This window comes from Nocardiopsis sinuspersici, from assembly GCF_001998325.1.
In the GTDB taxonomy this organism is placed as follows: Bacteria; Actinomycetota; Actinomycetes; order Streptosporangiales; family Streptosporangiaceae; genus Nocardiopsis; species Nocardiopsis sinuspersici.
This window is the reverse complement of record NZ_MCOK01000001.1, coordinates 1,223,621-1,242,881: the sequence shown is the minus strand read 5'-3', so window position 1 is coordinate 1,242,881 and position 19,261 is coordinate 1,223,621. Positions and strand designations below refer to the sequence as shown.

Genomic DNA, 19,261 nt, shown 5'->3' with positions numbered 1-19,261 from the left:
GGGGATTCATGAGCTGAACAGGATGTGGCTCATCGCCGGATAGCCCAGTAGGGCCAGGAAGCCGGCGAAGAGCAGGACCACCGGGAGGCTCATCCGCTCGGTGGCGGACTGTGCCTCGGCGTCCATCTCGGACAGGAACTGGGTGCGCAGTGTCTTGGCCTTGGAGGCCAGGGAACTGCGGATACGGGCGCCGTCGGCACCGGCGAGCTGGAGGCTCGCCGCGAGTTCGGCGAATTCGAGGGTGTCGTAGCGCTCACCGAGGTCGCGCAGCGCGGTCCAGGGCGGCTGGCGCATGAGCGCCGCTTCGCGCAGGCCCTCCCGGATACGGGCCATGGCCCATCCGTTGCCCGCCGCCCCGGCGTCGGCCAAAGCGCCGTTGACACCCGCTCCCCCGGCCAGGGACACCACGACCAGGTCGGCGAAGCCGGCCAGAGTGCGACGCATGCGCTCCCGACGCTTGTCCGCCTCGTCACGCAAGGAGAGGTCAGGAGCGAACCAAGCGACCACGGCGAAAGCCACCCACATGCCCCCGGCGACCGCGCCAGAAGGCAGGACACCGGCGAGGGAGAGCATGCCGCCCAACAGCGGGGGGAAGGCCAGTCCCAGCACCAAGGCGGTGAACTTCTCAGCGAGGTAGGAGGCCGGTTCGCGCTCGCACACCCGCAGGTTGCGCCGTGTACGGGGCCCCGGCATGCCGAAGCCCTCCAAGGCCGGAACGCCGACCTTTCCCAGACGCGTCAGTACCCCGGTCTTCGGGCCCGAGACCATCACCGGTCGGGGAGGAGGCGGAGCGGCCAGGCGCTCAGCGAGCGTGGGCCGAGCCCAGCGTGCGGCGAAGAGCGCCCACAGCGCCAGTCCGACGGCGGCTCCGGCCGCGGCGGCGGCCAGGACGGGGGTCATCGTGCGGCCTCCGGAGTACGGGCGGGTTCGGGCGCGAGTACCCGCGGCCCCAGGTCGAAGCGAGACATGCGGGACAGCCAGACGAGCGCGGCCGCCCACAGGCCGCCGATACCGGCGAGCACCACCTGGCCCAGGAAGCCGTCGAAGGGCTCCATGTACTCGCCGTTGAACACCAGCAGGAACGCGGCCATGCCCACGGTCGTGCCGACGATGATCCGGGTGGAGGTCCGCAGCCGTGCGCGGCTCGCCGCCACCCTCACTAGCATCGCGGCCTGTTCGCGGGTGGCCTCGGACAAGGTCCCCAGTAGCGTGCCCAGGTCGGTGGCGTGCCGGGTGGCCGCGGTGGCCAGAGCGGCGGCCACCAGGTCGGCGGTGGGATTGTCCACCTCGTCGGCGAAGGAGCGCAGCGCTTCCTGCGTGGGCCGGCCCGCGCGCAGCCTCTCCGTCAGACGGGCGACGGCGTCCCGCACGGGCTCGGGCGCGATGGGCGCCGTGGCCGCGACGGCCTGGTGCAGTCCGGAGGCGCCGGCCATGAGGTCGCGCAGCATCTCGGTCCAGGCCGCGACGGCCTCGACCCCGGCCACCTGTCGCTCATGGCGGCGGTCGGGTCCCAACACGGCGGGGCCCCACCAGCAGCCCGCGGCGGCGAGCACGCCGGCCACCGGCCAGCCGGTGAGGAACCAGACGAGCAGGCCGCCGGCGACCGCCGCGACCAGCCGGAGCGGTCGCCGGCGGCCGAGCAGGGCCGCGCGCCACCGGGGGATCCGTGACGGGCCCGAACCGCCGGACGCGGCCAGCGAGGCCAGGGCCAGCCACAGCCCCGCGCCGAGCAGGGCGCCGGCGGCGGCGACGAGCAGGACAGGGGTCGTCACCGTGCCCACCCCACCGTCTCCGGGCTGAGCATCGCGGGGTCGAACCCGGCCTCGGCCAGGGCGTCGAGCGTGTTGGGGCTGGGTGGCGCCGAGGGCAGGAACCCGTCGCGGTCGCGCCGATAGATCTCGTTGGACACCACGCTCTGCCCCTCCGCGCCCACCACCTCGCGCACGCTGGTGACCATGCGCCCGCCCGTGGGCAGGGCCGACACGTGGATGACCAGGTGCACGGCGGCGGCCACCAGGGAGGCGGTGGCCTCCAGGGGCAGGCGCTCCGCGGACTGGGCGGCGTAGGCGCCCAGCTTGGTGAAGGCGCCCGCGGAGTCCGCGGCGTGCAGGGTGGTGAGGCTGCCGTCGTTGCCCTGGCTCATGGCGTTGAGCAGCGGGACGGTCTCGTGGCCGCGCGTCTCGCCGACGATGACCCGGTCGGGGGACATGCGCAGGGCCGTGCGCACCAGGTCGGCGATGGTGATCTCGCCGACGCCCTCGACGTTGGCCGGCCGGGCTTGGAGGGCGACGCAGTCGGGATGGGCCGCGCGGTCCCGGTCCAGTCCGAGTTCGAAGACGTCCTCGATGGTGACGAGGCGCTCGTCGACGGGGATCTCGGCGGCCAGGGCGCGCAGCAGGGTGGTCTTGCCCGCGCCGGTGCCGCCGGTGATGACCATGTTGCGGCGGGAGCGCACCCCCGCGCGCAGCAGGGCGACCAGGGTGTCGTCGACCGTGCCCAGTTCGCGGAGCTGGTCGAGGGTGGTGCGGCTGTGGCGGTGGCGGCGGATGGAGACCGAGGGCTGCCGGGAGACCTCCATGACCGCGTTGAGGCGCTCGCCGCCGGGGAGCTGCATGTCGAGGATGGGCGCGCCCGGGTCGAAGCGGCGCTCCCCCGTCTCGGACTCGGAGGCCAGGCGCCGGACCAGGGCGACGACCTCCTCGGGGTCGTCGAAGAGCGAGTCGTGCCGCTCGCGGCTGCCGTCGGCACGGCGCACCCACACGTGCACGCCGTTGATGTTGATGTTCTCGATCCCGGTGTCGTCCAGGAAGGGCTGGAGGGGGCCGAGCCCGCACACCCGGGCCAGGGCGCCCGCGGCGACGGAGGCCTCCGTCGCGGCGTCGAGCACCTGCCTGCCCTCGGCCAGGGCGCGTCCCGCGTCCTCGTCGAGGATCTGGGCGATGACGCGTTCGGCGCGGGCGCGGTACTCCTCGGGCGTGTCCTCGGGGGCTCCGCGGGTCTCCTCGCTCAGCCGCCGGGTGGCCTCGGTGACGGTCCGCTCGACCCGGTCCGCCACGGTGCGGGCGTGGTCGGTGTCCAGGAAGTAGCTGTCGGCGATGTCGTATCCGGCGTCGTGTCCGCTGCTCACGTGTGGACCCCCGTCGGCTCCGGCGCGGGAGGCGGGGTTCCCGGAACGGGTGCGGGAGCACGGTCGGCGCCGTCGGCGAGGTCGCCCGCCAGACGCGCCGCCGCCTTCAGCAGCGGCCTGTGGTGCGGTTTGCGCGGGTTGGTCTCCCCGCGCAGGAAGGCCGCGGAGCGCTCGTCGGCGGGGAGCCGTCCCCACACGCCCGGGCCCAGCGCGCCCTCGATCTCGCGGACGCTCCCGCTGCCGCCGACGACGACGGTGCGCAGGCTCGGCAGGCTCCGGACCAGGGCCTCGGAGGCCTCCTTGGCGCGGCGCAGCTGGGCCAGGGAGTCGGAGACGAGCAGAAGGGCCTCGTCGGCCCGGGCGGCCAGCGCGGAGGCGGGCGCGCCGGGGGTCAGGCGGCCCAGGTCCAGGACGACCGCGGCCCCATCGGCGGAGGCGAGCACGCCGGGGTTCTGGGCGACCAGGCGCACCGCGCCCTCGGCGCGGTCGGCGGTGACGGGCGCGTGGCACACCGCCAGCCCTCCGGGGAGGGTCTGAGTGTGCGCGGCCAGGTCGGCGGAGGCTCCACCGTGCCGGGCGGCGGCGGCCAGGCCGGTCAGGCCGGGGGCGGGCTGGAGGCGTCGCCACGTGGCGACGTCGCCGCCGGAGGCGTCGGCCTCCACGAGGACGGCCCCGGCCCCGCCGGGCCAGACCGCGGCCAGCGCCATGGCCGCGCAGGTGACGCCGGGTGCTCCGCCCAGGGAGAAGAGCGCCACGGTCCTGTGCATCACGCGCCTCCCCTGGGGTTGACCTGGACGACGCTGACCCGCTCGGCGGCGGCCGCCGAGGCGACGGCGGCGGCGTCGGTGGAGGCCGCGACGAGTTCGAGTTCGACCGAGCCGTCGTCGACGGCGGAGGGCTGGACGCTGCGCACGAGGGCGCGGTAGGCCTCCACGCCGGTCGTGGCGCCCTCCTCGGGGTGGACCACCACGGAGACCGCGGTGCCCGGAACCAGGGAGGAGGGGAAGCGGCCGGGGCGCAGGGCCACGCCGAGCACGGCGCGGTCGGGCTCGGGGAAGGCCGCCTCGGTGCCCAGAGCGGCCTCGGGCAGGACGCCGCCCTCGGTGACGGGCACGGTGAGGGTCTGGCCGACCGTCTCCTCCAGGTGCTCGGAGCCGACGAAGGAGACCCCGTCGGCGACGGCGATCCGCGCGACCCGAAGGTCCTCCGCGGTCACCACGTGGCCCGCGGGCAGGTCGGTGTCGGCGACGAGCACCCCCTGCCGGTCATCCATCCGTTCGAGGGCCAAGGCGCCGCTCAGACCGCCCGCGGTCATCATGCCCAGGGCCAGGACCAGCCACCGCCATCGGCGGGGACCGGTGCCCAGGAGCCGCACCGGCGGGGCCTCCCGCTGCCGCGGGGAGGCCGCGGGCGCCGGTGCCGTCTTCGTGTCCACCACGTCTGTCGTCTTCTTTCGCTGTCAGCGGTTGTCTAGTCGGTGACCAGGCCGTGGGACTCGGCCACCCGGAGTTCGACCTGCGAGGTCGTGGTGACGGGGTCGAACGCGCCCGCCTCACCGTCGGAGAACTCCCAGCCCACGTCCCAGCCGACCTGGACGGAGACGGGGTAGACGCCGCCCTCCTGGGAGTCGGAGGGCAGGGTGTAGACGTGCCCGCAGTCGGGAGAGGCCGAGGCGGGGTCGTGCACGGCCGGGTCGAAGGGAGTTCCGGGGCCCTCACAGCGGACCTGCGTGCCGTCACCCAGGTTCCAGACGGTGGAGGTGGGGTCGGCGGTGACCGTGAGGGACCAGTCCTGCACCTCGGCGGAGGTCTCGGCGGTGTCCCAGTCCTGGGAGTCCACCCACAGCCACACGGGGGTGTTGACCAGGACCAGGGAGTCACTGCCCGGGGAGGTCCCGATCCTGGGCGGAGGCAGCTCGAAGGCCGCCATGGCCTCCTGGATGAGGGTGACCGGGTCGGTGGGGGCCTCCCCCTCGCCCTCTCCCCCGTAGTCGATGGACTCCCAGTCGATGGCGTCCCAGTCCACCTGGGACCAGTCGATCGCGTCCCAGTCCACCTGGGACCAGTCGACGCCGTCGCCGGAACCGGCCGGGACGCCCGGGACGCCGGAACCGCCGCCCGAGCCGCCGGAGCCCTGCTGGCCCGCGTGGGTCTTCCACCAGCGCAGCAGGATCGAACAGCCGACGCCGCCGGAGCTGCCGCACTCGACCTGGCCGAGAAAGGAGCCGTCGTCGGCGTGCGCCGGAGTGGCCGCTCCCGCCGCCAGCAGGGTCAGTACCGCGGCCGCGGCCGCGGGTCGTACGGGTCTCAGCATGATCCCGCCTCCCAGATCCGCAGGTCGGACACGCGCCAGGCGAGTCCGTCGTGAATGAGTGTGGCCTCGACGAGTCGCGGGCCCCGCCCGGAGGAGGAGCCCACGCCGAGGTTCCAGCCGGAGTCGTCGAGGCAGTCGTCGACCGTCGCGAGGTCGGGTCCCTCGACCGCCACGCTGGGGTCGAGGACGGGTTCACCGGTGACCTGGGCCCCGGCCGTACGGGCGCCCTCCAGGGCGGTGCTCATGAGTGCGAGCGCGCCGCCCACGGCGTGGTCCTCCAGCTCGGAGGGGACCCCGCCGCCCTCGTGGGAGGCGGCCACGACCACGTCCCACATGCCGGTGTAGGCGGCGAGCGCGGCGGCCTCCTCATCGCTTGGCGAGGGACTCGAAGGCAGCGCCGTCGCCGCCTCCTCGGAGGTTCCCTCTCCGGGAGCGGCGCAGCCCGCCGACAGGGCGAGGGCCGCACAGCACCCCGCGGCCGCGGCCCGGTGCCGGGCGGAGCCTGCTCTTCTCGCGACGGTCGTCATTCGTGTGTTCTCCACTGCCGTGGAAGGAGAGGACGGTGCATGGCGGAGCCGGCCCGGACGCGCGGGCCCTCTCCCTTCCGACGAGGGGGCGGGGCGGCCCCCGCCCGGGAGGTCACGGGACCGGGCGGGGAAACCGGTGAACGAACGGACGGGGGACCGCTTCTCCCGTCCGGGTTCCGGTCGGCCGGGATCCGACGCGACCGGGAGTCGCGCGGGCCGGAGCTCTCGGCCTGACCGAAACCATGTGGCATTAGGTGTGTTTTTACCTGTCTTTGCGTGAGCTTATAGAGGATTTGCCTGTCATAACAACCCCCCAGGCCCCCTCTTCGACTGTGATCCGGTTGACTTTCCGGCCATCAGCCCCAAAAGGGACACGCACTCGGAGCGATCCGACGAACACATGTGAAACCACACATGAACGGACACCGCCGACAGGGCCAGGGTCAGACCGCGAGCACACGCGGGCCGCGCCCGCGCAGCCTCCGGAGGTCGTCGGGTTCCGTCCCGGTGTCGGTGATGAGGCAGTCAGTCTCGTTCAGCCGCGCGAACCGGGAGATGCGGTCGTTGCCGATCCTGGTGTGGTCGGCCAGCAGCACGATCCGGTCCGAGGCGCGCACCATGGCGCGCCTGGCCATCACCTGAGCGGGATCCGCACAGGTCAGACCGCGCCCGGGGGACACACCGTCGGCGACAATGAAGGCCACGTCGACACGAACCTGGTCCAGCAGGTGCACGAAGGTGGGGGTGGTCCCGGCCTCCTCGCTCACGCGCCCTCCCAGCAGGTGCACGGAGAGGTCTCGGCGCGAGGCCAGCCCCAGCGCGGCGGGGATCGAGTTGGTCAGGACGTTCAGCCCGCACCCGGCGGGCATCAGCCACGCGATCCGCTCCGCCATCGGCCCGGCGTCGAGCAGGACCGACCCGTCACGCGGCAGTTCCGCCAGAGCGGCCCTGGCGATCCTGTCCTCGGCGGACGAAAGCCGCCCCGGTCGGAGCGGGCTCGTCACGGCGGCTCCCGCTCCGCGCCTGGCGGCGGCGTCACCGCTGAGACCGCCCGCGAGGTCCTCCGGTACGTCCACGTGCACGTCCACGTCCCCTGGTGCGAGGGCCGTACGCCCCGTCCCACCACGTGGATTCGATCGGTTCATCTGCTTCTTCACAAGGAGAACATCTCGCGTGCAGGGGAACGGCATGCGAATGCCTCCACCTCGAAGGGAGAACCGTTGCGAAATGACAGCGCCGACGGTCCGCCCGCGGCTCCTCAGGGAAGCTGTGCGAGGCGCCGGGGAGGAGATGCGCGCCCGTGCGGTCCTACCGCAAGCGAGAGACACGCAAGGCAATACACAAGGACGAGAACACAAACATAAGCACAACTACTTCCACATCCGGACCTGCCGGTGCTACCTTCATGCCTTTCGCGCTACGGCCGGGGAGGTGGAATCGCGTATGCCGTTGGACCACAACATGCCCGACTCCTCACGCACCGCGATCAAAGCCCTCACCGGCATCGACGTCCCCCGCGCCAACCCCGCCAAGCTCTTCCACGCCGCCGAGGTCTACACCACCCTCATCCACCGCCTCAACACCCTCGACGAACTCATCCAACTCAGCCGCACCCACGTACGCCGCAACTTCAACGGCCGCACCGCCCGCTACTACGAACACTCCCTGAACCAGTTCACCCAAGGCGAGAACAACTACGTCGGCTCAGCCAAGGACAACTCGGCCACCATGACCACCGAGCTGCGCAAAGCCGGCGCCAACGTCGAGTACATGCACATGATGGTCATCGGCCAGTTCATCCAACTCCTCGCCGAGATCGCCTGGGCCATCGCCACCGCCAAGTTCACCTTCGGCGCCACCCTGAAGTTCATCCCCGTCTTCAAAGCCATCCGCAGCCTGGCCATGCGCCGCATCCTGGCCTGGCTCGTGATCACCGTGCCCAGCCACCAGATCATCAGCCAGATCTTCGCCAGCATGGACAGCATCATCCAACGCATCCAAATCGGACGCGGCACCCGCACCCACACCGACAGCACACTCACCAAAAGCGCCCACATCGGCGGCGCCATCGAAGGAGCACTCTCCGCCGTCCTCTCCGCCGGCATGGACGGCCTCTTCAGCAAAAACCTCCACCACCTCCTCAAGAACAGCCTCAACGACCTCGACCAACTCCCCGACCCACCACCCCTGACCCGCACTCCTCCACCCGGACCTGATGGCCCACCCCTTCGCGACACCCCGAACGGCCCCCCACCCGGAGGCGGACCCGACGGACCCCCACCACCGGCCAGGGAGACCCCGCCGCCGAGCAGCGGACCCGACACCGACACACCGCCCCCGGGAAGCGGGCCCGACCGCGGCACCGACACGCCACCGCCCGGAGGCGGGCCCGACCGCGGCACCCCTCCTCCGAGAGAGGATCCCGATCAGAGCCCGGGTACGTCCTCGCCCAAGGACGAACCCCCCTCCGACCTGCCGGCCCCGTCCCTGAACAAGGACCTGGCCTCCCTGTTCGGGCGCCACACCGACGAACTCCTCACCCCCTACAACCCCGCCAGCCCCATCGGCGCAGGCGCCTTCGACAACGCCGCCAAAGCCAACGCAGCACACAACGACTTCGCCGACCTCTTCGCCCGCCACTTCGGCCACCACCTCGGCGAAACCACAGCACGCGACCTCGGACGCGACTACGCCCACACCCTCACCCGCAACTGGAACAACCCCCACCTCGAACAACACCTACGCGACACCATCGGCGACCGACTGCCCCCGCACCTGCGCGACCACCTCGCCAACGTGCCCGCCACCCTCCAAAAACCCCTCACCGACTACTTCTCCACCGCCGGCGCCTACGCCCAACAAACCAGCGGCAGCATCGGCAGCGGAGCCACCGAGGGCTACCTCGGCGAAGGCCTGGGCAGCCTCGCCGACGGACGCGGCTGGGACGCCTCCGCCTGGTCCGCCACCGCAGGCGCCACCCAAGCAGGCATCCAACAAAGCACCACCGACACCACCCTGGCCGCCACCGACCTGTTCCAAGACAAGGACAAACCCCACCTCACCCCACCCCCACCACCACAAACCGAGAGCAACGGCACCGACAACCGCGTCGGCCCCGACAGCACCAGCCCGTGGGGGCACGGAAACGACGACCCCGGCCAGGGTGGTGATCGGGCCCCCGAGCGCGACGGCGACAGCTCCCCGGCCGCCGCGTCCGGCGGCCGAGCCCCCGAACGCGGCGGAGACGGACCCCAGCGGGGAGACGACCGCGACGACGGCCCCGCCCCGTACCGTCAGGACGACGGGTCGTCCCTGTACGGCCGTGACGGTGTTCCCGACGTCGACGACGTTCCCGACCTGGTCAGCGACACCGGGAGCGACAACGGCTCCGAGTTCGGCGACCCCGACGACCCCGACCGGCCCTCGGACGACACCGTGCGCGTGCACGACGACGAGGACACGCGTACCCCGTTCTCCGACCCCCTCAAGACCCCCGAAAACGGCAAGGCCCCCTTCTGGGCAGGGGGCACCACATACCCCGGCCTCAACGACGGCCTCCTCCCCCCGGGGACGAACGACGACCCTCTCATCGTCAACTTCCTCAACGCGATCGTCCCCGACGGTCCGGAGACGAACGCACTCCCCGGCGCCGAGCAGACCACACCCACTCCGGGGAACGACGGAGGCAACGGCGACCCGAACCCGGCCGACCGCTCCGTTCCCCAACCGGAACAGCACACCCCCGCGCCCGTCGCCGTGGCGCCTCCGGTCGGCCAGGCCGCTCCGCCGCCCGCGACCGCTCCGCAGAACCCGGCCTCCGACAGCGGCCAGCGCTCCGCGTCCTCGGAGCGGGACGGCGGTGGGCGTCCTCCCCAGCGCACCGGCGACACCCGCGCACCGGCCTCCTCCACCGACCGGCCGGTCGGCGACGATGTGCGCACCGCCACCGGGAGCGCACCTCCCGCTCCGGAGACCGCGACCACCGGCGACACCACCGGACGGGACGAACCGGGCGGTTCGACGGACGAACAGCAGACGGACCCCGGCACCGTACGCACCTCCGAGCAGCGGACGGAGTCGGAGGACGCTCCTCCGTCCCCGCCGCCCGCCGCCGCCAGCGGGCAGGGGGACCCCGTCCCCCGGGCCGCGTCGAACAGGATCACCACCGCCATCCGGCTCGGGGAGCTGGCCTCAGCCAGCATCAAGGACGCGATCAGCGGCTACCAGCGCGCCCAGGACCTGGTCGACCAGACCAGGGAGGCCGAGAGCCGGGGCCGCCCCGACGCCGCCGACCTGCGCGCCCGCGCCCACGAGGCGCAGCGCGAGGCCAACGAGGCCTACCGGAGCTACGACGACCTCGCCCGGATGCAGGCCGACCTGCTGCGCCCCGACGGCCCGACCACCGTCATGGCCGTCACGGAGACCCCCGCGGGCCCGGGCGGCGACACCGGCCCCGTCCCCCTCGGCGGGACCGGCAGGGACGTCCCGCTCGGCCCCCTCAGCACCGACTCCCCCGCTCCCCAGGGCGAGAGCCTGACCGGAAACACCCCCGACCCCGCCGGCCGCGGACCGGACGACGACCGGAACGACACCGGTACCGAGAGCGGCGGGGACCCGGACCGGAGCACCCAGGAGGGAGCCCCGCCGGAGGGCTCATCGCCCCGGCCGCTCCCGGCCCTCACCTACGACGGCGGCCTCGTGCCGGACCGGAGCGGTCAGGGCTACGACCTGGGCTACCTGGCCACGTCCAACCTCCTCGGGCCGCACATGCTCTTCGCAGAGCACCTGCCCGGGTTCGTCGACGACGTCCTGACCAGCACTCCGGGCATGCCCGGCCCCGCACGGCGGGGAATCGTGGACGGCGTGGTCGACGTCCTCACGAGGGAGGGGCCGCGGCCCTTCCTGCGCGAGGGCGGACACCCCGTCAGCACCACACACGACGGGCAGACGTGGAGCGTCGGCATCGATCTGCGCCCCAGCGACGGCGACTTCTACCACGTCGAGGCCAAGGTCCTGAGCGGCGGCGGGGACTCCAGGTTCCTGAAGCTCCACGACACCGGCCCCGGGGTGGACTCCGGCGACGGCGGGTCACGCGGCGCGGGCAAGACCCTCGGCGCCAAGTTCACGATGAGCCCCTTCTACATGACCGGCGTCAACGGCAACGACGCCGGGCCGATCGCCGCTGTGGGCGGACGCGGCGGCGCGAAGGTCCGGGGCACCTCCGGGTCGGCCTCGACCAGCGCCAACTCCGCCAGCGGCCTCGAACTGCTCGGCGCCCCGAACCTCTACGTCGGCGACCTGCGCATGGGGGCGTCCGTCACCGGCCCCGGCCTCACCGCACCGCGCGTCCAGGAGGGGACCGCGTACAACGGCATCGTCATGAACCTGCCGGGCGAAGTGCTCTCCTCCTCGGACGCCCCTTTGCGCATCGTTCCCGACAACGGACCGGCGGACGCGAACGGGCACCACCTGCCGGTGAACCGGCCGTTCATGGGTACCAGCCACCCGATCGAGATCACCCGTCTCTCCCCGGTCCCCCCGCCTCCCGCCACGGCTTCGGGCGCTGGGAACACCCCGGGGAGCACGATTGGCGACACCACCGGCGACACGGGCGGGAACACCACGTCCGGCGACGGTGGGCCCGGCCGCAGCGGCGGCGGCCGACCGGGAAGGAGCACCCTCGGCACCTGGCTCGCCGACCACTTCCTGGGCCCCCGCCCCGAGGGGGGCCGGGGCAGCGGCCGCACCCCCTCCAGGCGGCAGCGGCGCGACGACGAGTACCGCGAGCGGATCGAGACCACCTTCGACAACGACCGGGTGCAGCAGTACCTGCCGCAGATGGCCAACGGTTCCGCGCACATCCGGATCGAGATGCCCGACAGCCGCCCCCGCATCATGCGGATGTGGTCGGTGTCGACCGAGTACGGCCGCAAGGACTTCGTCCCCGGCCTGGCCGACTTCGTGCACAGCAACACCGCGGTCAAGAGCGACTCCTCCAGCGTGAAGCACTCCACCGTGGCGTCCGGTTCGGTCGGCGGCGGCTTCGGCATCTGGCTCGACCTGCCCAACGGCAAGAGCGTCCGGCTCGACGTGCCCTTCGTGGAGTACTCGGCGACGTTCGAGAAGAGTGCAGGGGTCGCCCTGAACAGCTCGGGGACGAACAGCCATGTCGTGCACGCCCCCTCCGGCCACGCGGCCTACGACGTGAAGCGCGACTACTACGTCCACATCCAGGGCGAGCCGGAAGCGCACCGCTTCGAGGGGAACTCCGTCGAGCTGCTCACGATCGAGGACGCCCGCCGGCTCAACGGTGAACCGTCCAAGGCGCCGGACCCGACCGGCGAACCGACCGCACCGCCCCGGCCCCCGTTCCCGAACCTCGCGGTGGACCGCCCCACGGACCTGAGCGGGGCCACCGTACGCGGATTCGGCCACGCTCCCCCGGCCGCTCCCGCGGACAACGGCGGGACGGCGGGAACCACGGGCAACAGCAACACGGGGACCACGAACACGACGGGCACCACCGGGAACAGCAGTGCCGACGGCGATACCCAGCCGCCTCCCCCACCACAGCGCCCGTTCTACGACGACCTGGCGTACCGCGTGCTCAGCGGCATCTCCGAGAAGCGCCCCGGACTGGTCATCCCGGACCTGGCACGGACCGGCAAGGACTACGCCGTCCGCCCCAGCCACATGGACCCGGACGGACCGATGCGCAGCTTCCGCGAGCGCTGGGGCCTGCGCCGCAACGTGGACGTGGCGCGGGAGAACACCCTGAAGGTCATCAACGCGCTCTCCGAGTCCGGGCTCAAGAGCGGTGCGTCCGACCTGACCGGCAACGGCGTTCCGGTCCGCCTCAAGGAACCCGCCCTGATCGACCCGACGATGATCCGCGAGGACGGGGGCGGCCGTCCCGAGACCGTGACCGTGCGCGTCTACGGCGACTTCGATCGCCTGGTGCACCAGTTCGACACGACCGCCAGCGGCGGCGGCCGGTTCGCGGGCTCGGCCGGCATCACCACCACGAAGGGGTGGAGCGTCAACCACGCGCTCAGCCTCACCACGGGCGCCAGCGTGCGCACCGACGCCGGCGCCGACGCACGCGGCGTCCCCCGGGTCCTGGGAAACCCCTCGATCTCGTTGAGCGCGTCCCTGAACAAGGGCAAGGGATCCAGCCAGGGCCTCTCCCACAGCTCCGAGGAGACGGTGCTGTTCAGCGGGGACTCCGACGTGTGGACGTCCCGCACCCGCTTCACCGCACGGCTGTTCGAGCACGACGACATCGGGATGGCGCGCGACGACCGTCCCCAGCGCGAACACGGCGTCCCGCTCCTGGCGGACGGGATGGACGCACAGACCGTCCTCCTCACGCCCAAGATGCCGCCGATGGCCTCCGACTCCCCGAACACCGTGTCCGACCCGACGGGCACGGCCCGCGACGGCGAGACCGCCACCTCCTCCGACGGGCGGGAGACGCGGAACGCCCCCGAGGCCACCGTCACCACCGGCACACGGGGAGGAGACTCCACTCGGACGAACACCCCTGGGAACACGGCGCCCGCCACGCCCGGCGGCCGGCAACCGCTCACGCCCGAGCAGGCACGGGACATGATCGTCCGGAACTTCGTCCCGCGGACCACCCCCGGCGGCACGGCGGTCGATGGCCGGGGAGGCCGGTGGACCGTCGTCCGGGACGGGGTCGTGCACACCTGGGGACGCCTGTTCGGCGGGGGCGCCGAGATCGTCACCCCTCCCCAGAACACCACCGCGGACACCGCCACCGGCACCGACGGCGACCAGGCCGTCGTCCCCACCCCGCCGCCTCCTCCCGGCGGCACCGCGGACACCACCACCGGGACGGCGCCGGAGGCCGCTGCGCCGGTAGGCGACCGGAGCGCCGACGGCGCACCGGACAACCGGCCCCCACAGGGCCCGCCGGCCCTGAACCAGGCCCGCGCCCAGGCGATCCGCCGCATCGGCGGCACCTTCGAGCGCGTGAACACCCACTTCGACACCGGGAGCCGGGGCATGCGCGGGCTGCTGGAGGAGACGTACCGAACCTTCTCCGAGCCGCGCAGCGGCCTCCACGACGGATACCGGCGCAAGCTCGAGTCGTTCCTCTCCCAGTCGTCCGGGGGCGGTCGGCAGTTCGAGAACCACCTGTCGGCGGAGGAGCTCGCCACGAGCAAGAGCGTGACCACGCCGTCGGGCTCGCGCGTCCGCCAGGAGATGAGCGGCGGTCTCTGGTCACCGCACGACGTCCGCGCCACCGTCGCCACCAAGGTCGAGATCGACACCGTCACCGACTTCCGCCCCGTCGACGCCCAGATGCGGTGGAACGGCGGCAGCGAGGTGACCCTGTCCACCAGCTCCTCCCTGACCGGCGGCCTCGGCCTCAAGCTCGGAGGGAGCGGGGGCCGCAACCCGAACCCGCACCCCTCCGACGGCTCCCTGCCCTCCGAGGCCGTCAGACCGATCCCGCTGCTCGGGCCCTCCATCTCCCGCACGTTCTTCTCCCGCGGCACGTCGCACACCCAGTCGACCTCGTTCACATCGTCGGTGCTGTTCATCCCGGACAACACCAAGGTGTACGCCTTCCGCGCCTCCGGCCACCTCACCCAGGCGGTCGAGTTCCTGAAGAACTGGAGCATCGGTCCGCCGCTGAACTGGAAAACCCTGTTCCACGGGTGGACCGCTCCCGTCCAGAACCTGCTCACGGGCTACGTGCACTCCCGCGACGCCCAGCAGGAGGGGCTGGTGATGGACCGGGCGATCCGCGACGAGAGCGGGACGGGGGTGAACCTGAGCCCGCAGCCCAACCCGAAGACGCCCGACACCGCGCACGTGCGACCCGGGTTCGAGGACAACGGCAGGCAGATCCAGCCCGCCGACCCCGAGGCCGCCATCCAGGAGTTGGTGAACGACCTCGCCGGGAACGGACTGGAGCTGACGAGCGGCGGCCGGGAGCTCCTGTTGCAGAAGCTGACCACGCACCTGGGACAGAACCCGGACTCCACCGTCCCGGTGCCGGTCAAGGTCCGCGCGCTGGGGCCGGAGCCCACCCCGGACTCGCGTCCGCACCCCATGCGCTCGGCCTCCCCGGGGAAGGTCTACGTGAACCTGACCAGGGACCCGGGCCGCACCGACGTCTCGTACGTCGGCCGGTCCGGCTACTACATCGAGTCGCACACGTGGAAGGCGACCGACGCGGACTCGCGGAACAGGGGGACCGGGACGACGGTGGGCGCGGACGGCGTGCTGCTGCAACCCCTCCCCTACGCCCAGGACGACCAGGGGCCGGACGGACAGCCGGAGCACCGCCCGCTGTTCGCCTCCCCCGCCGGGGCGGTGTCCTCCTCCACCGGCGACGGGCGCTCCTTCGGGGAGTCCCAGGACGACGCCCGCACCGTCGAGCTGCACCTGAACACCCCGTACGCGAAGGTCGGCGCGGACACGACGCTGACCCTCACCCTCGAACTCGGCGAACCCAGGAGCGGGGAGAACGGTGGCCCGCCGCGATCGACGTACACGGGCACCGCCGGCAGCGGGCGGATCGAGACGATGTACCCGTTCGCGTACATGACCTTCGATCCCCCGGCGGCGACCACCACGGGAGACGGCGCACAGAGCACCGGCAACGAACCGCCGGCGCCTCCCCCCGCCATCGCCACGTCCACGGACGGCACCGGCTCCACGGGGACCGCTCCCGCCGACCAGAACACCCCTTCGGCCCCGGAGGGCGGCAACACCACCGGCGACCGGACGGGAACCGACACGGCCGGGGACGAACGCGCCCCCGCCCCACCGGAGGACGGCGGCACGGCGCAGCGCCCCGGAGCCCTCGTCTACGCGTCCGTGTCCGACGCGTTGCGCACCTGGACGGGCGACGCCGGCCCCCGGCCCGGCAACGACACCGCCATCACCAAGCCGGCCATGGTGCAGGACGGCGGACAGGCGCTGCGCGACAAGGCCAACGTCGTCATCGCGCAGTCCCTCGGCTGGCGGCCGCCCGCCGACACCCCCGAAGGGGGGCAGCCCACCCGCGCCACGGCGGACGCGGCGCGTGCCTACCTCGCCGACGCCTACGGCCAGGACCCGGTGTACAACGAGATCGACCACAGCCTCAGCGACAAGGCCGTCAAGGCCGTGTACCCGTCGGCCTCACGCGACTCCGCTGGGGTGCGGTTCACGGACGTCAACCGCACCGAGTGGGGCGCCAAGGCCGTGCCGAGCAGCCGCGGAGCGAAGATCCTGGACGCACTGCCGGGCAGCCAGCTCAGCGACTCCCGTGCCCGGCCACGGACGAACAGCGCCGGCGACTCCCACGGCGGGGGCCGGGGCCGCGGTGGGGACCTCCGCCCCGCCGGGCTGACCACCGGCGGCATCTCCTACGACGGACACGAGGGCATCCACACCGGCGCGCCGGGTGTGAACACCAGCTCGTCCCATGGGGCCGAAAGGGGCTCCAACCAGGCCGTCAAGGGCTACCAGGAGTCCGACCAGCTCCGCCAGGGGCCCGTCTACCTCGTGGAGTACGACGCCACCTGGGCGTTCGCCGCGGGCAGCAAGCTCAAGGCGCCCGCCGCCTTCCACCCGAACGACCCGAGCCTTGCGCCGACCCCCTTCTACTCCCGGCCCACCCGCTGGGGCGTGGACGACGTCACGGTCAGGATGGCCGGCTGGTTCTCGGAGTCCGACGCGGTCGCGATGGGCTTCCTCACGCCGGACCAGGCCAAGGACCTGGCCCCCGTCATGGACCGGGTCGACCAGGCGCGGGAGGAGTTCGGCCGGGCGGAGGCCGAGTACGCCGACACCCGGGCCCCGCTGGAGGGCCTGGCCGAGCGGTACGCCGCCGACCCGGGCGACCGGAGCGCCGAGAGCGCCTACAACGCGCAGGAGGAGAAGTACACCAAGGCTCTGTCCGACTTCGACGACCAGATCGACGCCCTGATCGAGACCGTGAACAGCACGCGCACCACGCTGGGGAGCGCCGGGCAGGGGACGGACGGCGGCACCGCTCCCCCCGTGCGCACGGTGAGCGGCGACGGAAGCGGAGGGACGACCCGCGCACCGGCCACCGCGAACACCGGGGGCGCCGGGAACACCAGCAACACGACCACCACGAGCACGGGGAACACGAGTGCGCCCCCCGCCCCCGGTGGAGCGCCCCCGGTCGGCACCACGACCACCGGCGACACCGGTGGCGCCACCACGGCCACCGGAGACACGGCCGCCGGCGGGCCCCAGCAGGCCGCCACCGTGGCCCCGCCGGACCCGGCGCCCGCGCCCACGGGACCGCGCCAGGAGCTGGTCGACCGCTTCCGGGCGGAGCTGAACCTCCGTCCGCCGGAGGCCGACGTCCCCGACCGGGATCCCGGCGCGCTGGACTCGGGCGGCTCCGGGAACCCCCGGGGCGGCCAGGAGCAGGACACGGACGCCGTGGACGCGCGGGTCGAGCGCGCCTCCGACGCCGCCGGCACCGCTGCCCGGAAGGCCCGTGACGCACGCGATGACGCGAACGGCCTCTCCACCCTCCTGGACCGAGGCAGGGCCGACCTTCGAAACGGCATCCGCGTCCTCACGGGTTCCGGCGGCGGAGCACCCGCCGCCGGGGCCGGAGGACCCGCGCCCGGGACCGACGGCGCCCCCTCGCCGGGGGCGGTACGGCAGGCACGTGACGCGCGGGAGGCGGCGGACACCGCGCACGACGGTGCCACCGCCGTCCGCGACGGCTTCGACACCGCCCGCGACGAAGCACTCACGAGGATGCCCGAACCCGATCGCGGCGCCTTCAACGAACGGGGCGAGGCGGCCGCCACGGCGTCCGAGAGCGCGGCCACCGCCGCGGCCGACGCCTGGAACACCGCGGACAGGCACGAGGACACCGTCGCGGAGCTCGGGAACGACCTCGACGAGACCCCGCCGCGGTACGGGGAACTCAGCACCGCCGTGGACGGCCTGACCGGGCAGGACCGGCCCGTCGGCGGGGACCGGGCCGCGCAGGACGCACGCGACCAGGCCAACAGCCTGATCTTCGACCTGGAGGGGATCGCCGAGCGCGCCGACACCGCGCGGGAGGCGGCGGAGACGGCCGCGACGCAGGCCGGGACGGCGAAGACGGACGCCGACACCGCGCGGGAGGCGGCCGACCGGACGGCCGCGGACGCCGAGACCTTGCGGACATGGGCCGAGGAGCTCAGCACCAGCGCGTCCGGCCACCGGGACGGCGCGGACCGGGCCGCCCAGAACGCGCGGGACGCCGGTGAGGCGGCCCAGCGGGCCGCCGACGCGGCCGAGGACGCCCGCACCGCCGCGGACGCGGCGGCGGACAGGGCCGCCGAGGTGCGCATCGGCGCCGCGGACGCCACCAGGGACGCCGCGCGGGCCGAGGCCGACGCCCGCGCGGCCCGCACCGCCGCGGACCTCGCGGCCCAGGCGGCGGCGAACGCCTCCCGGCCCTCCCCCGGCGGGCGGGCGGAGTGGGACGGCACCGGACCCCGGGGGACGGCGAACCCGCCGGACAGGACCCCCGGCGACACGGGGGCGCGGACCGCGCCGGACACGGCCGACGGCCGCGGGAGGACGACGGACACCCGGGGGGACGCCGCGCGCCGGGACGCGGAGGACGCGCGGGCGAGGGCCCAGGAGGCCCGGCAGATCGCCCGCGAGGCGGCGGAGCGCGCGGCCCGGGCCGCCGAGGACGCGAGGCAGCTGGCCGAGCGGGCCCGGAACCTGCGCACCAGGGCGGACACCACCGCGCGGGAGGCCGAGAGGGCCGCCGCTCGCGCGGACGAGGCACGAAAGATCGCCGAGGAGGCCCGGAGTGCCGCCGACATGACCGTGCAGGCCGCCGACGAAGCCGCCGCCGTCGCCCGTCGCGCACATGAGTCGGCGCAGCGGGCCGCACAGAGGGCGGCGGCCGCGGCCGAGCGTGCCGCGGAGGCCGTGGAAACCGCTCAGGAGGCCCGCGACGACGCCGAGAGAATCGCCGACAGAGCACGGAAGCGCGCCGAAAGCGTACGGAAGCTGCTGGAGAGGATCATGGCGGCCATGAGGCCGGGAAGGAGGTCGTCCGAGGGCGGCCCTCCACCCGGGCAGAACCCCCCGGGGCGGCCGTCCGGCGGATCGGGTTCCACGGTTCCCGGCCGGAGCTGAGCCCGGGGGCGGGAGGGCGCGGCACCGGTTCCGAGAGGGGCTCTCCAGTCCGCCGCCCGCCTCGCCCGTGACCCGGAGACCCGCGGGGAGCGCCCCGCCCCCTGGCTCCGGGGAGCGGGAATGCGCGCCGTGCCGCGCG

The 19,261-nt window shown here is 73.6% G+C and carries 9 protein-coding genes; 1 reads left to right on the top strand and 8 read right to left on the bottom strand.

The features are described 5' to 3' along the window. Positions 1-6: 6 nt before the first annotated feature. The 8 genes from NOSIN_RS05150 to NOSIN_RS05115 form a co-directional block, all read right to left on the bottom strand. Positions 7-900 (bottom strand): type II secretion system F family protein, encoded by an 894-nt coding sequence (locus NOSIN_RS05150; RefSeq protein WP_227014541.1) that lies wholly within the window; start codon positions 898-900, stop codon positions 7-9. Beyond that, positions 897-1,781, bottom strand: coding sequence for a type II secretion system F family protein (locus tag NOSIN_RS05145; protein WP_077689635.1), 885 nt, complete (start codon positions 1,779-1,781; stop codon positions 897-899). The genes NOSIN_RS05150 and NOSIN_RS05145 overlap by 4 nt, the downstream gene beginning before the upstream one ends. Further along, positions 1,769-3,127 (bottom strand): CpaF family protein, encoded by a 1,359-nt coding sequence (locus NOSIN_RS05140; RefSeq protein ID WP_077689634.1) that lies wholly within the window; start codon positions 3,125-3,127, stop codon positions 1,769-1,771. The genes NOSIN_RS05145 and NOSIN_RS05140 overlap by 13 nt, the downstream gene beginning before the upstream one ends. Next, positions 3,124-3,894: a P-loop NTPase family protein gene (locus NOSIN_RS05135; RefSeq protein ID WP_077689633.1), complete on the bottom strand. Its 771-nt coding sequence runs from the start codon at positions 3,892-3,894 to the stop codon at positions 3,124-3,126. The genes NOSIN_RS05140 and NOSIN_RS05135 overlap by 4 nt, the downstream gene beginning before the upstream one ends. Continuing rightward, positions 3,894-4,565: an SAF domain-containing protein gene (locus NOSIN_RS05130; protein ID WP_077689632.1), complete on the bottom strand. Its 672-nt coding sequence runs from the start codon at positions 4,563-4,565 to the stop codon at positions 3,894-3,896. Before NOSIN_RS05130 ends, NOSIN_RS05135 begins: the two co-directional genes overlap by 1 nt. Positions 4,566-4,597: 32 nt before the next feature. Continuing rightward, positions 4,598-5,440, bottom strand: a complete 843-nt coding sequence (locus tag NOSIN_RS05125) for a hypothetical protein (RefSeq protein WP_077689631.1) — start codon at positions 5,438-5,440, stop codon at positions 4,598-4,600. After that, on the bottom strand, positions 5,434-5,967 hold the full coding sequence (locus NOSIN_RS05120) for a hypothetical protein (protein WP_077689630.1): 534 nt from the start codon (positions 5,965-5,967) through the stop codon (positions 5,434-5,436). Before NOSIN_RS05120 ends, NOSIN_RS05125 begins: the two co-directional genes overlap by 7 nt. A 443-nt stretch (positions 5,968-6,410) precedes the next feature. Then, positions 6,411-7,112 (bottom strand): DeoR/GlpR family DNA-binding transcription regulator, encoded by a 702-nt coding sequence (locus NOSIN_RS05115; RefSeq protein ID WP_077689629.1) that lies wholly within the window; start codon positions 7,110-7,112, stop codon positions 6,411-6,413. Between the two features lie 298 nt (positions 7,113-7,410). Between NOSIN_RS05115 and NOSIN_RS05110 the strand changes: the two genes are divergently transcribed. Beyond that, complete coding sequence (locus NOSIN_RS05110; RefSeq protein WP_077689628.1) at positions 7,411-19,122, top strand: hypothetical protein; 11,712 nt, start codon at positions 7,411-7,413, stop codon at positions 19,120-19,122. Positions 19,123-19,261: the final 139 nt, after the last annotated feature.

Coding starts and splice junctions, on each gene's coding strand:
- NOSIN_RS05135 (WP_077689633.1), bottom strand. CDS start 3,894: ATGCACAGGACCGTGGCGCTCTTCTCCCTGGGCGGAGCACCCGGCGTC.
- NOSIN_RS05115 (WP_077689629.1), bottom strand. CDS start 7,112: ATGAACCGATCGAATCCACGTGGTGGGACGGGGCGTACGGCCCTCGCA.
- NOSIN_RS05150 (WP_227014541.1), bottom strand. CDS start 900: ATGACCCCCGTCCTGGCCGCCGCCGCGGCCGGAGCCGCCGTCGGACTG.
- NOSIN_RS05110 (WP_077689628.1), top strand. CDS start 7,411: ATGCCGTTGGACCACAACATGCCCGACTCCTCACGCACCGCGATCAAA.
- NOSIN_RS05120 (WP_077689630.1), bottom strand. CDS start 5,967: ATGACGACCGTCGCGAGAAGAGCAGGCTCCGCCCGGCACCGGGCCGCG.
- NOSIN_RS05125 (WP_077689631.1), bottom strand. CDS start 5,440: ATGCTGAGACCCGTACGACCCGCGGCCGCGGCCGCGGTACTGACCCTG.